A 14,056-nucleotide genomic window follows, 5' to 3' on the forward strand; every position below is an offset into this window, starting at 1 on the left:
TGGTCAACGTGGCCGATGGTACCCACGTTAACGTGCGGTTTATTACGCTCAAATTTTTCTTTAGACATGATCGTCCCTCTAAACTAACGCTGAGTACGCGGTGGCAAGCTAACCACAGAACAGTTTATATGATGGATTTGAATCTGGTGGGGAAGAGAGGTTGGTGCTGACAGCCAGGTTCGATTGCCGAACTCACCCGAAGGTGTGACTCTTGGTATCGCCTGAGCCGTATCAGCATCTTGGAGCGGGCAGCGGGAATCGAACCCGCATCATCAGCTTGGAAGGCTGAGGTAATAGCCATTATACGATGCCCGCATTTCTCTAACCCAAAGAACTCAAACCGCAGAGAAATATGGTGGAGGGAGAAGGATTCGAACCTTCGAAGGCAGAGCCGTCAGATTTACAGTCTGATCCCTTTGGCCGCTCGGGAACCCCTCCAGTGCATAAATGCCACAACGGTAATTCTGCTTGCACCCGTTGTTTTGTCGCTTTTGCCGGGCAAATAGGCGACAGACATCCAAGCGTCGCGCATTTTATTGTAAGGATTTTGGGGATGCAACCATTGCGCCTTGCAAAATGTGCATTATTGCCGGGAAGCATGCAAAAAAGGACTCACTCTCTCCTCGAATCCGCCGCATCTCTTGTCGCTCCCCACCCCTTGGTGTATGGTCGCCCTGCCCAAGAAACAGTGATGACACCATGACGACAGAGCATAACCCCTATCTGCAATTCACCCGCGAACAATGGGCGTTATTGCGCGATGCTGTCCCCCTGACCCTGACCGAACACGATCTGCAGACCCTGCGCGGGATCAACGAGAAGGTGTCATTGCAGGAGGTGGAAGAGATATATTTGCCCCTCTCCCGCCTGCTCAATCTCTACGTCAAGGCCAAGCAGCGCCGCAGCCGGGTGCTGGAGCAGTTCCTCGGCCAGTCGCGCGGCAAGGGCACCTACATCATCAGCATCGCCGGCAGCGTGGCGGGGGGCAAGAGCACCACGGCCCGCATCATGCAGGCGCTGCTGGAGCGCTGGCCCGAACACCCGAGGGTGGAGCTGGTCACCACGGATGGCTTCCTCTATCCCAACAAGGTGCTGGAAGAGCGCGGCCTGATGCGTCGCAAGGGCTTCCCGGAATCCTACGACATCCGTCATCTGGTGGAGTTTGTCGCCAACATCCGGGCCGGCCACGAGAAGGTCGAGGCCCCCGTCTACTCCCACCTCATCTACGACATCATTCCCGATGAGAAGAAGGTGGTGGAGCAGCCTGACATATTGATCCTGGAAGGGCTCAATGTGCTGCAAAGCGGCATGGATTACCCGCAGGAACCCCATCGCGTCTTCGTGTCGGATTTTGTCGACTTCTCCATTTATGTGGATGCCGAGGCCGAGTTGCTGCGCACCTGGTATGTCGAGCGCTTCCTCAAGTTCCGCAGCGGCGCCTTCTCGGATCCGGACTCCTACTTCCATCACTACGCCAAACTGGCGGAGAGTGAAGCCAGCAAGATTGCCAACACCATATGGCAAGATATCAACTATCTGAATCTGCAGGAAAACATCCTGCCGACCCGGGAACGGGCCAACCTGATCCTGACCAAGGGCCACGAGCACGCCATCGAGCAGATCAAGCTGCGCAAGTGATGACCGAGGCACACAGTACCTGAACGAAGAGGGGGCCCGCAGGCCCCCTCTTTCATTGCTGTCGCAGTGACAAGGGCTCAGTCGCCCCGGCGCAGGGATATTTCGCCCCCCAGATAGAATCTTGTCCCTTCACCTGTCTCCAGGCGCAGGGCGCCGCGATCGTCTATGCCGCGAGCCACCCCGCGGATCTCCTGCTCCCCCATCAGGAGGCGCACCGGTCGGCCGGCGAAGTGATCGAGCCGGTTCCAGTCGTCGACAAAGCTGGCCAGGCCGCTCTGCTCGAAGGTGACCATGGCCTGTTGCAGGTACTCGATCATGCGGGCGGCCAGCAGATTGCGATCCACCAGTTCCGGTTGTATGTGGCGCAGCTCGGACCAGGCCTGATCGATCCGTTCCCCCTCCCGGGCCGGCATCGCCAGATTGAGGCCAACCCCGATCACCAGGTTGCAGCTGGCACCGGCGCTGCCGCTCATCTCCACCAGAATGCCCGCCAGCTTGCGGCCCTGATAGTAGAGATCGTTCGGCCACTTCAGCTCGACCCCCGGATAACCGAGCGACTCCAGCGCCTGCACCACGGCCACACCGACCGCCAGACTCAGGCCCATGGCCGCCGCCATGCCCTGCTCGAGCCGCCAGTACATGCTGAGGATCAGCTGGCAGCCGAAGGGAGAGACCCAGGGCTTGCCACGGCGACCGCGCCCCGCTGTCTGGCACTCGGCCAGACAGCTCTCGCCGGACTGGAGCTGGTTGACCCGCTCCAGCAGGTACTGGTTGGTGGAGTCGATCACCGGGAAGCAGTGTACCGGCGCCATGGGGGCCATCGCCTGCAACTGCACCTGATCGTACAGCGCCATGGGCACCGCCAGCCGATAGCCCTTGCCGGTCAGACTGAACAAGTCCAGCCCCAGCTCCTTGAGTGCGGCCATGTGCTTGCTCACGGCCGCACGGCTGATGCCGAGCTGCTCGCCGAGCTGTTCGCCTGAGTGGAACTGACCATCGCTGAGCAGGGTGATCAGTGTCTGTCTGGTGGGAGTCAGCGTCATGCCAGTACCTCATCGAGCCAAGTCTCACCGGTCAGGCCCATGAAGCGCACCTCGTGCTCCAGCACCACTCCGAATTTCTGCTCCACGCTGTCGCGCACATGGGCCGCCAGGGCGATGAGCTCCATGGCGCTGGCGCCCCCCAGGTTGACCAGCACCAGCGCCTGCTCCTGATGGACGGCGGCGCGGCCGATGGCAAAGCCCTTGAGGCCGCACTGATCTATCAGCCAGCCAGCGGCCAGCTTGGCCTGCCCCTCCCCGGCCGGGTAGCAGGGCATGTGCGGATATTGCTGCTTGAGCGTGTCGGCCAGCGCCCTCGTCACCACTGGGTTCTTGAAGAAGCTGCCCGCGTTGCCGAGCACGGCGGGATCCGGCAGCTTGGCACGGCGGGTGGCGCAGACGGTATCGAAGATGGCCTGCGCGGTGGGTGCATCCCCGAGCGCCGCCAACGGACCGTAAGCCAGCACCGGCGTCCAGGCCTTGGGCAGGCGCAGCCCGACGGCGGTGATAAAGTGGCTGTCCTGATATTCGTGCTTGAAGATGCTGTCGCGGTAGCCAAAGTGACAGTCGGCGGCATCGATGCGCTCCAGCTGGCCACTCTGCCAGTTGAACGCCTCGACATAGGCACAGAAGCTGGCCAGCTCGACCCCGTAGGCGCCTATGTTCTGCACAGGCGCGGCGCCGACCGTGCCCGGGATCAGCGCCAGATTCTCCAGGCCGTACCAGCCCTGTTGCAGGGCGTGGCACACCAGCTGATGCCACTCTTCCCCGGCCGCCACATGCAGCAGCCAGTGTTCCCCCTCATCCTGCAGCTGGATGCCCTTCAAACGGTTGAGTACAACCAGCCCGGCAAAATCATTGCAAAACAGCACATTGCTGCCGCCACCCAGCACCAGGCGAGGCAGGTCGGTCAGTTCAGGCTTGGTCACGAGTTGCTGCAGGTCGTCGACCTGCGCCACCTCAGCCAGCCAGAGGCAATGGGCATCGAGGGCGAGGGTGTTGAGCGTCAACAAGGAGGCGTGAGGGGTGAGTTTCATCTGCGTGTCCCGACAATAGCGAGCGGGCAGTCTACCTTATATTCCCGCCGGACGAAAAATCCGGCCCTCTTTTCGGACTCGGTCCGCTGGAGTAGAGTATGCGGCTCCGACTCTTGAGGAAGTACTCATGAACAACCAATTTGCCGTCATCGGCCTGGGACTGTTTGGCAGCGCCCTGTGCGAAGAGCTGCAACGGCAGGATGCCGAGGTGCTGGCGATTGATATAGACGAGAGCAAGACTCGCCAGATCGCCACCCTGTGCAACCATGTCGTCGTCGCCGATGCGACCGATGAGTCCACGGTGGCCGAACTGGGGCTGGCCAATTTCGACATCGTCTTCGTCGCCATAGGTGACAACCTCGAGACCAGCATACTCACCACGCTCGTGCTGAAGGAGGCCGGGGTGAAGAAGGTGTGGGTCAAGGCGCGCGACAAGTTCCACGCCAAGATCCTGCAAAAGGTCGGCGCAGACAAGGTGATCAACCCCGAGTGGGACATGGGTCGCCGGGTCGCCCAGAGCATGCTGGACAACCGGCTGTTCGACTATCTGGAGCTGGGTCACGACATGGTGCTGACCGAGTTCGTCATAGGTCTGCCGCAAAATGGCCGCACCCTGGCCGAGTTGCACCTGCTGCAACAGACCGAGCTGCAACTGCTGGCCATCAAGCGTGGCCAGGTGCTGCACAACGTGCTGACCGGCAAGATGGAGCTGCAACTGGGTGACATCCTGATCCTGGCTGGCAACAAGCATGCCATCGACCACTGGCTGGAAACCTTATGACACGCTGGCGTAGCAGCTACGCCTTCGCCCTGCACCGGGATGATGAGTCCCGCTGGAGCGAAGCCAAGCTGATCCTGGGCAGTTTCCTGATCATACTGCTGGTCGGCACCCTGTTCCTGGTGCAGCCCTCCAGCCACAACGGCGAGGTCACCTTCGTCAACGCCCTGTTCACCGCCACCTCGGCCATCAGCGTGACCGGCCTCGGGGTGGTGGATACCGGCACAGTATTCACCCTGCAGGGGCAGATCTTCCTGATCATGCTGATGGAGATTGGCGGCCTGGGCCAGATGACGATGACGCTGCTGCTGATCGCCATGTTCAGCAAGCGGGTCGGTCTGCGCCAGCAGGTACTGGCCAAGGAGGCGCTGGGCCAGGAGGGCTCGGTCAACATCATTCAGCTGGTGAAGCGCATAGTGCTGTTCGCCTTTATCGCCCAGCTGATCGGCACCGGCCTGATGGCAATACGCTGGGTACCCGAGATGGGCTGGGAGCGCGGCCTCTATGTCAGCTTCTTCCACGCGGTATCGGCTTTCAACAACGCCGGTTTCTCGCTGTTTGCCAACAATCTCATGGACTACAGAGACGACCCCGTCATCATACTGACCATAGCCGCACTGATCATCCTGGGGGGGATTGGCTTCACCGTCATCGTCGATCTGGTACGCAACCGCCGCTGGCGCAAGCTGAAGCTGCACAGCAAGCTGATGCTGATCATGACGCCAGCCCTGCTGCTGCTGGGCACCCTGATGTTCTGGCTGCTGGAGCACAACAACCCGGGCACCCTCGGCAAGGCCTCCTTCGGGGGCCAGTGGCTGGCGGCCTTCTTCCAGTCCACCAGTGCGCGGACTGCGGGTTTCAACTCCATCGACATAGGTCAGATGGTACCCGCCTCCCTGCTGTTCATGATGATGCTGATGTTTATCGGTGCCGGTGCCACCTCTACCGGTGGTGGCATCAAGGTGACCACCTTTGCGGTGGTGCTGCTGGCCACCAAGGCATTCCTGACCAAGCGGCCTCATGTCACCGCCTTCGGCCGGGCCCTGTCACCCCAGATAGTGACCCGATCGCTCGCCATCATCATAGTCAGCACCATGGTGCTGATGCTGGCCATGTTCCTGCTGATGATCATCGAGCAACAGACCTTCGACAAGATCATGTTCGAGACCATATCGGCGTTTGCCACCGTGGGCCTCTCCACCGGCATCACGGCGAGTCTGAGTGATCCGGGCAAGCTCATTCTGGTGCTGGTAATGATCTGCGGCCGTCTCGGCCCGCTGACCCTGGCCTTCATGCTGGCGCGCCCGAGCGAGACCCGCATCAAGTACCCGGAAGAGGGTGTCTATACGGGCTGAGCCCGCATCCATAAGAACAAGGGGCCATCATGGCCCCTTCTCTTTCTCGGCATTAACGCCCGGTTCAACGGCTCAGGCCACCTTGGCCTTGAGCGGTCGCTTGCCCGCACTCTTGCGAGCCGTGCCAGCCGTCCCCGCGCTGCTCTTGCGGCGGGTGAAGCGCTGCTTGCTGGCCCCAGGCGCTGCCTTGGGCAGGGCACTGAAGCTGGCGCCAGAATCCTGTCTGGCCCCCTCGATCAAGCCGTTCAACTGCTCCGTCAGCGGCCCCATGAATTGCTGGTAGCTGGCGTGCCGTTCGGCGATCTGGCCCAGACTCTGCTCCCACAGGGCCGTCATGTCCGGTGTGGTGGCGGTGGCAGGCAACGCCAGGATCAGCGCCCGTCCGGTGGGGGTGCCCTTGATGCTCTTGCCCTGGCGTACCAGAAAACGGCGCTTGAACAGCAGATCTATGATGCCGGCCCGGGTCGCCTCTGTGCCAAGGCCGTCGGTCTCGCGCAGTGTCTTGCGGATCTCGGGATCCTGCACGTAGCGGGCTATGCCGGTCATGGCGGCCAGCAGGGTGGCATCGGTGAACGACTTGGGCGCCTGGGTCATCTTCTCCAGCAGCTCGCCCCGCTCGCACAGCAGCTGCTCCCCCTCTTTCAGGGCCGGCAGGGTACCGGCTTTCTCTTCGTCGTCATCTTCTTCCACCCCCAGCAGCGCCTTCCAGCCCGCCTTGAGGATCCGCCGCGCCTTGGCCTGGAACAGGCCGCCCGCGATGCGCAGCAGCACCTTGCTGTCGTTGTACTCGAACGGGGGATAGAACTGCAGCAGATATTGGCGCGCCACCAGACCGTATATTTTGGCCTCATCGCCGCTGAGGCTGGCCTCGTTGCCGCGCTTCTCGGTGGGGATGATGGCGTGGTGGGCATCCACCTTGCTGTCGTTCCACGCCTTGCTGCGGATCTTGCCATCCGCCTCGCTCACCGCCCTGGCCAGCGCCGGCGCGGTCACGGCTATGGCATCCCGCACCTGGGCGGCCCGGTTGAAGTGATCGCTCGGCAGGTGGCGACTGTCGGATCTCGGGTAGGTGATGAGCTTGTGGCGCTCGTAGAGCCCCTGACACACATCCAGCACCCGCTTGGCATCCATGCCAAACCGCTTGGCGGCATCGATCTGCAGGCTGGAGAGGTTGTAGGGCAGCGGCGCCGCCTGCTTGCGGGCCTGCTCCTCGACCTCTTCCACCGAGGCTGGTTGGCCATTGATGCGACTGACCACCTTCTCGGCCAGAGCCCGGTTGAGCACCCGCCCCTCCTCATCCTGCCAGGGCAGGCAGGCCTCGGAAGGCAGCCACTTGGCGCTGAAGCGCTCGTTGCTTTGGGTCACCACATGGGCCAGCACCTCGTAGAAGGGCTTGGGCACGAAGGCCTCTATCTCCAGATCCCGCCGCACCACCAGCCCCAGCAGCGGGGTCTGCACCCGGCCGACCGACAGCAGCTCGCTGCAACCGCCCTTGCGGCCGAGCAGGGTGTAGGCCCGGGTCATGTTGATGCCATAGAGCCAGTCAGCACGACTGCGGGCCAGCGCCGACACCGCCAGCGGCACGAACTCCTTGTTGTCCCTGAGCTTGTCGAGGGCACGGCGCACCGCCGGCGGGTTGAGATCGCTGATGAGACAGCGCTGCACGGGCCTGGTCTTGGGGTAACCGAGAAAATCGATCACCTCGTCCACCAGCAGTTGCCCTTCCCTGTCCGGGTCACCGGCATTCACCACGCAGTCGGCCTGCTTGATCAGCCGCTTGATGACGGTGAGCTGGGTTTTGGTCTTGGGCTTGGCCACCAGTTGCCACTGAGCGGGGATGATGGGCAGTTGCTCCATGCGCCACTGCTTGAAGGCGGCGTCGTAGGCATCGGGCTCGGCCTGCTCCAGCAGGTGGCCGATGCACCAGGTCACCACGTCCCCCTGGGCTGTCTCGATGAAACCCTCCCCCTTCTTGTGGGGCTTGGGCAACACATCGGCAATGGCGCGGCCCAGACTGGGCTTCTCGGCGATAAAGAGTCGCATGGCAAACATACCTGAATACTGTATATGCGAACAGTATATACCGAGCCTTTTACAAAGCCCAAGCCCGGCCACCCGTGGATCCGGTGATCGCGAGCACGCTGTCGGTCAGCACCGCGACTCGGGGTCAAGGATGCAACTACCCTTGAGGATGCTCATGCGAGCCAGATGATGAAACCTGGCCCGAACGAGTGCGAACAGGATGATAAAAGCGCTGAAGTTAAATTAAATTCAATTAAATAATAAAATTCAAAATAATAAATGCATTTAAAATAACAATACGAAATAAAAATCATGATAGAGGTCAAGCCACTACCTCTCCCTAGCTACTACTATATTGGTAATATTTGATCGTAGGAAAACGCCGCCATGCTTGGAAAATTATTGAGAAAGACCTGGTTCTGGCTCCTGCTGCTCGGGGCCCTGCTGGGCGTCGCGGCATTGGGTGTCACAGTGACAGTGATGCATAAAACCAGTTCTACCGAGTTCTGCGTCTCCTGCCACTCCATGCAGACACCGCTGGCCGAGTATCAGGGCAGCGTCCACTTCCAGAACGTGAAGGGCATCCGGGCCGAGTGTGCAGACTGCCACATCCCCAATGAACCCAGCGCCTATCTGTGGACCAAGATCCGCGCCGTGAAGGATATCTATCACGAAGCGATCGGCACCCTGGACACCCCGGAGAAATACGAATCGCACAAGCTGCGCATGGCCCAGTCCGTCTGGGACGAGCTCAAGGCCAACGATTCTGCTACCTGCCGCAGCTGCCACAGCTACGCCGCCATGGACATTCTGGCCCAGCGCCCCAATGCCCGGGCCGAGCACCCGGTCGCCATCAAGGAAGGCCAGACCTGCATCGACTGCCACCGCGGTGTCGCCCATATCATGCCTGACATGAGCGAGCTGGCCGCCGCCGGCGCGAGCGAGCTGGCCCAGGCTGCCGCCCAGACCCCGGCCAACGTCACCACCCGTTACGCCATCGCCACGGCGCCGCTGTTCCTCGATGCCGCCGCCAAGACAGACGAAGGCACCCTGATGCCCTCCACCAGGGTGGAAGTACTGGCCAACGAGAATGGCCGCGCCCAGGTGCAGATCGAAGGCTGGCAGCAGGACGGCGTGAGCGAAGTCTTCTACGCCGCCCCCGGCAAGCGGATCCTGAGCGTGCTGGTCGGCGATAACGCCAAGAAATCCCTGGTCACCGGCCAGAGCGAAACCGACAGCGCCACCAACCTCACCTGGCATCAGGTCAAACTGACCGCCTGGGTGGATCAGAGCCAGCTCATCGGCGATCAGGGCAAGCTGTGGCAATACGCCTCCACCCTGATGTCCAACAACTGTACCGGCTGCCACGGCCTCACCGCGCTGGATCACTTCAATGCCAACCAGTGGATCGGCGTCATCAAGGGGATGGAATCTCGTACCTCCCTGACCCCGGAACAGGCTCGCATGTTGACCCAATACGTCCAGAAACATGCCAGTGACATGAGCGCGGCGCACTAAGGCTGGCACAGAGGAAATCGTCATGACTTTTTTTACCGATAAGAAAACCAATCTGTCCCGCCGCAACCTGCTCAAGGGGCTCGGCGCCTGCGCGGCCCTGCCGCTGCTGGCCGGCATCTTCCCGAAGAGCGCCCTGGCCCAGGCCATCAGCACGGCGCTTGAACAGTTCCCGACCCTGGTACCGGCCCAGAAAGGCATACTGACCGGTGCCCACTGGGGCGCCTTCGAAGCCATAGTCGAAGAGGGCCGCATGGTGCGCGTCCAGCCGGTAGCCGATGATCCGGCGCCGAACGATCTCATCGACATGGCCCCGTTCCAGGTTCACGCCAAGAACCGCATCAAGTACCCCATGGTGCGCAAGAGCTGGCTGGAGCAGGGCCCGGGCGCCAAACCCGAGCTACGCGGCGCCGACGAGTGGGTGCGGGTGAGCTGGGACAAGGCCATCGAACTGGTAGCCGGCGAGATTGGCCGGGTGCAGAGCGACTTCGGCCCGCAGGCGATCCACGCCGGTTCCTACGGCTGGAAGAGCGTCGGCATGTTCCACAACAGCCGTACCCTGCTGCACCGTCTGATGAACCTGACCGGTGGCTTCACCGGTTATGCCGGTGACTACTCCGCCGGTGCAGCCCAGGTGATCATGTCCCACGTCATGGGATCCATCGAGGTGTATGAGCAGCAGACCGCCTGGCCGAACGTGATCGAACACGCCGAACTGGTGGTGCTGTGGGGCGTCAACGCCCAGGTGACCCTGAAGAACAGCTGGAACATGCCGGACCACGAGGGTCAGGCCGGCTTCCAGGCGCTGAAGGAGAAGGGTACCCGCATCATCAGCATCGATCCGGTCTACAACGAGACCGCCAAGCTGGCGGGGGCCGAGTGGATTGCGCCGAATGCCTATACAGACGTGGCCATGATGCTGGGGGTGGCCCACACCCTCTATACCGAGCAGAAGCACGATCAGGCCTTCCTCGACCGTTACACCAGCGGCTTCGACAAGTTCCTCACCTACCTGCTGGGCAAGGACGACGGTCAGCCGAAGAGCGCCGAGTGGGCGAGCACTGTCTGCGGCGTCGATGCCGCCGTGATCCGTCAGCTGGCCCTCGACATGGCGTCCAAGCGCACCATGATCATGGCGGGCTGGGGCATGCAGCGTCAGCATCACGGCGAGCAGCCCAACTGGATGCTGGTGACCCTGGCCGCCATGCTGGGCCAGATCGGCCTGCCCGGTGGCGGTTACGGCTTCAGCTACCACTACTCCTCCGGTGGCAGCCCCACCGCCAAGGGCGGCATACTGGCAGGTATCTCGGCCGGCAATGCACCCAAGAACAGCCCGGCGCCGATCCCGGTGGCCCGCATCGCCGACTGTCTCGCCAATCCGGGCAAGACCATCGACTTCAACGGCCGTCAGCTCAGCTATCCGGACATCAAGCTGGTCTACGTGGCGGGTGGCAATCCCTTCCACCACCATCAGGACACCAACAACCTGCTCAAGGCCTGGCGCAAGCCGCAGACTGTGATAGTGCACGAGCCCTACTGGACCGCCACCGCCAAGCACGCAGACATAGTGCTGCCGGCCACCACCAGCTATGAGCGCAACGATCTGGAGATGGGGGGCGATTACTCCCAGCGCTACGTCTTCCCCATGCACCAGTGCGTGCCGCCCCAGCACGAGTCACGCAACGACTTCGACATCTTCAGCGCCATCGCCGCCAAGCTGGGCCTGCTGGAGGCTTATACCGAAGGCAAGGACGAGATGCTGTGGCTCAAGCAGATGTATGACGGCATGGCCGCCCAGGCCCGTGGCGCCCGGGTGGCACTGCCGCCGTTCACCATGTTCTGGGAGTCCAACAACTACATCCGCTTCCCCATTCCGGAGGCGAATCGCCAGTGGATCCGTCACGCCGATTTTCGCGAGAACCCCTTGCTCAACCCGCTCGGCACCCCGTCCGGCAAGATCGAGATCTTCTCCAACACCATCGCCGGTATGGGATATGCCGACTGCGCCGGCCATCCCAAGTGGTATGAGCCCAAGGAGTGGGTGAAGTGCGAAACCGCCAGCCGTTATCCGCTGTCGCTCAACACCTCGCACCCGACCCAGCGCCTGCACTCCCAGCTGGACAACACGCCGCTGCGAGACAAGTTCGCCATCGCCGATCGGGAGGCCATTCTGATCCACCCGGATGATGCCAAGGCTCGTGGCATTCAGGATGGCGACCTGGTGCGCGCCTTCAACGATCGCGGCCAGATCCTGGTGGGCGCCCTGGTGTCGAAAGAGATACGTCCAGGTGTGGTGCGCATCTGTGAAGGGGCCTGGTTCGACCCGGCCAAACCGGGTGAGGCGGGGGCCATCTGCAAGAACGGCAACGTCAACTGCCTGACCTTCGACGAGGGCACCTCCAGCCTGGCGCAGGGCAACTGCGGCCACATGGCCCAGCTGCAGATCGAGAAATACAGGGGCCCGGCACTGGCCAATACCGCTCACGCGGTGCCGGCCAACGGCTGAGTTCACACTCGACCAACAAAAACGGCGCCATCAGGCGCCGTTTTTTATTGCTGTCAATTTGCTGTGGCAGTGGTGACTCGGAAGTCCCCTTACTGCATGTACTCTTCCACACACGCCACCCGCTCTGCAGCCGGAGCATGGGCAAGGTGACTCAGAAGTCCCCTTCCTGCATGTACTCTTCCGCACACTCCACCAGCTGGGGCCAGAGCTCTTCCGGCACCCAGGCATCCGGATCATCTTCGTCGCCGTCGTACTGGGTCCAGAAATAGCGGCGCAGGCCGGCGGCGAAGTCGTCGCTGACCTCGGCCAGCTCGGAGAGCGGCCCCAGCCAGGCGATGCGGCGCAGGCCGGAGGCGAGATCGTTGAGCGCATCCACCAGACCGCGATCGTCTCTGATCTGCTCCACCAGCAGGGTGAAGCGCTCGCGGGCGCTGGCGATTTCGTCTTCGTCCAGCTCACCCACATCGGCCAGCAGATCGATGAAATCTTCCAGCAGGAATGCGATCAGGCTATCTCTGTCCTCGAACCACTGGAGCTGAGCCCCCTTGATCCCCAGTACAGAGGAATCGAACGAGTCATCAAGATGACATAGTGCCCATGGATCGTCTGTCATTGCTACCCTTCCTCAGGCTTGAACAAGTGTCTTATCTTATGCTTGGCCCGCTCCCCGTGCCACCTTGGGCGGTGGCGGGGCGCGGACCACCCCAATTCCATTGCCTCATGACGAGGCTTGATAATATCTGGCTCTCTACCCAGGCCACCTTGGACAGTGACGGGGAGCTTGATCCCTAGCTATCCACCCTTGCCACCTTGGGCAGTGACAGAGACGCCGCCAGGCCACCCAGTTCCGCCCGGCCCATGATGAGATTGCCTCTATAGGCCTCGGCCAGATCGGAGACTATGTTGAGGCCGAGCCCGGAGCCCGGCACCTTCTCGTCGAGCCGTACCCCGCGCAGCACCGCCTTGGCGATCTGATCCTCGCTCATGCCGGGGCCGTCATCCTCGATGCGCAGTGTGATCCAGCCCCCCAGCTCGGCGCTGGAGATGCGCAGCTGGCCGGCCGACCACTTGAAGGCGTTCTCCAGCAGGTTGCCCACCATCTCGTCGAAGTCCTGCTCCTCCACCCCGACCGCCAGATTGGCCGGCACCTGCAGATCCACCTCCCTGCCCGGATAGAGCCGGGCAAAGGCGCGGCAGATGTACTCCACCCGTGCCCGCACCGGGGTCGACACCCCGAGGATCTTGGCAGCGCCCGTCACCCTGGCCTTGCCGAGGTGATAGTCGATGTGGCGCTGGATCTGGTCGAGCTGCTCGCCGATGGCGGCCTGATCCTCGGGTGACAACTGGGCCACCTGATTGCGCATTATGCTGAGCGGCGTCTTGAGGGCGTGGGCCAGGTTGCCGGTGTGGGAACGGGCCCGTTGCAGCAGCTCGCCGTAGTGGTGGAGCAGGCGGTTGATGTCCTCCACCAGCGGCTGGATCTCCAGCGGGTAACGCAGCCGAAATCCCTCCTGATGCCCCTGATGCACCCGTCCCAGCTCGCGGCGCAGCAGATGCAGCGGGCGCAGACCATAGACGATCTGGAACATGAAGCCCAGCACCAGACCGGTGGCGGCAAAGCCGAGGCCGAGGAACAGGCTGATCCGGGTCTTCTTCAGGGTCTGGGTCAGGGCGCTGCTGTCCTTGGCCATCACCAGGGTAAACACCTTGTCAGAGCCCGGCAGCAGCACGGCGCGGGTCATGATCAGCAGCGGCTCCTTGTTGGGCCCCTTGCCGACGAACAGATCCGGGTCACCAAACGCCGACTTCAGGCCGTGCACATCGAGGTGCACATCCCACAGGGAGCGGGAACGGCTGACCACGGCATCTCCCAGCTCCAGCTGCCAGTAGTAGCCGGAGTAAGGTTGACGAAAACGGGGATCGGCCATGGGCTCGGTGACTATGGGCAGACCGTCTGGCTGGATCTCGAGCCGGGAGAGCAGATCATAGAGCTGCAGGCGCAGGCCGTCGGCCTCCGCCTCCTGCCAGTAGTTGCGCATCATGGTCTGCAGGCTGAAACCTGTGGCGAACAGGAAGAGGCCGCACCAGACCAGGGCTATGACCACCAGCCGCCCCCGCAGGGTCCTCACCAGCCTCATTCACCGTGCCCTTGCCGCGGTTGCATC

General features: G+C 62.2%; 10 protein-coding genes and 2 tRNA genes. 5 read left to right on the forward strand and 7 right to left on the reverse strand.

Translation table 11 applies throughout. The features are described from left to right. Nucleotides 1–240 precede the first annotated feature (240 nt). Both BN1118_RS00730 and BN1118_RS00735 read right to left on the reverse strand, forming a co-directional pair. Nucleotides 241–315: transfer RNA gene (locus BN1118_RS00730), tRNA-Gly, on the reverse strand. Nucleotides 316–353: 38 nt separating this feature from the next. Beyond that, nucleotides 354–438 (reverse strand) — tRNA-Tyr (locus tag BN1118_RS00735). Between the two features lie 261 nt (nt 439–699). On the opposite strand from BN1118_RS00735, the gene coaA reads away from it, so the two are divergent. Continuing rightward, nucleotides 700–1,638 (forward strand): type I pantothenate kinase, encoded by a 939-nt coding sequence (coaA, locus tag BN1118_RS00740; protein WP_042036009.1) that lies wholly within the window; start codon nt 700–702, stop codon nt 1,636–1,638. 77 nt (nt 1,639–1,715) lie between these two features. Here coaA and birA read toward each other — a convergent pair whose 3' ends face one another. After that, on the reverse strand, nt 1,716–2,681 hold the full coding sequence (birA, locus tag BN1118_RS00745) for a bifunctional biotin--[acetyl-CoA-carboxylase] ligase/biotin operon repressor BirA (RefSeq protein WP_043554127.1): 966 nt from the start codon (nt 2,679–2,681) through the stop codon (nt 1,716–1,718). Further along, entirely contained in the window at nt 2,678–3,715 is a 1,038-nt protein-coding gene (murB, locus tag BN1118_RS00750) for a UDP-N-acetylmuramate dehydrogenase (RefSeq protein ID WP_043554129.1), read from the reverse strand. Before murB ends, birA begins: the two co-directional genes overlap by 4 nt. A 127-nt stretch (nt 3,716–3,842) precedes the next feature. Between murB and BN1118_RS00755 the strand changes: the two genes are divergently transcribed. Both BN1118_RS00755 and BN1118_RS00760 read left to right on the forward strand, forming a co-directional pair. Further along, nucleotides 3,843–4,496: a potassium channel family protein gene (locus BN1118_RS00755; RefSeq protein WP_043554131.1), complete on the forward strand. Its 654-nt coding sequence runs from the start codon at nt 3,843–3,845 to the stop codon at nt 4,494–4,496. Next, entirely contained in the window at nt 4,493–5,848 is a 1,356-nt protein-coding gene (locus BN1118_RS00760; protein ID WP_043142636.1) for a TrkH family potassium uptake protein, read from the forward strand. Before BN1118_RS00755 ends, BN1118_RS00760 begins: the two co-directional genes overlap by 4 nt. A 72-nt stretch (nt 5,849–5,920) precedes the next feature. Here BN1118_RS00760 and BN1118_RS00765 read toward each other — a convergent pair whose 3' ends face one another. Continuing rightward, nucleotides 5,921–7,891, reverse strand: coding sequence for a DNA topoisomerase III (locus BN1118_RS00765; protein WP_043554278.1), 1,971 nt, complete (start codon nt 7,889–7,891; stop codon nt 5,921–5,923). Between the two features lie 366 nt (nt 7,892–8,257). Here BN1118_RS00765 and BN1118_RS00770 point away from each other — a divergent pair, with 366 nt between their 5' ends. Together BN1118_RS00770 and torA are read left to right on the forward strand one after the other, a co-directional pair. Further along, entirely contained in the window at nt 8,258–9,388 is a 1,131-nt protein-coding gene (locus tag BN1118_RS00770) for a NapC/NirT family cytochrome c (RefSeq protein ID WP_043554133.1), read from the forward strand. 22 nt (nt 9,389–9,410) lie between these two features. Continuing rightward, nucleotides 9,411–11,891, forward strand: a complete 2,481-nt coding sequence (gene torA / locus BN1118_RS00775) for a trimethylamine-N-oxide reductase TorA (protein WP_043554136.1) — start codon at nt 9,411–9,413, stop codon at nt 11,889–11,891. A gap of 151 nt (nt 11,892–12,042) precedes the next feature. Here the strand turns inward: torA and BN1118_RS00780 are convergent, their stop codons facing one another. Next, nucleotides 12,043–12,504, reverse strand: coding sequence for a hypothetical protein (locus BN1118_RS00780; RefSeq protein WP_043142646.1), 462 nt, complete (start codon nt 12,502–12,504; stop codon nt 12,043–12,045). Nucleotides 12,505–12,679: 175 nt separating this feature from the next. Then, nucleotides 12,680–14,029 carry a sensor histidine kinase gene (locus tag BN1118_RS00790; protein WP_043554138.1) on the reverse strand — a complete coding sequence of 450 codons (1,350 nt, stop codon included), beginning with the start codon at nt 14,027–14,029 and terminating at the stop codon, nt 12,680–12,682. Nucleotides 14,030–14,056 lie beyond the last annotated feature (27 nt).

This window comes from Aeromonas bestiarum, from assembly GCF_000819745.1.
GTDB classification, from domain to species: Bacteria; Pseudomonadota; Gammaproteobacteria; order Enterobacterales; family Aeromonadaceae; genus Aeromonas; species Aeromonas bestiarum.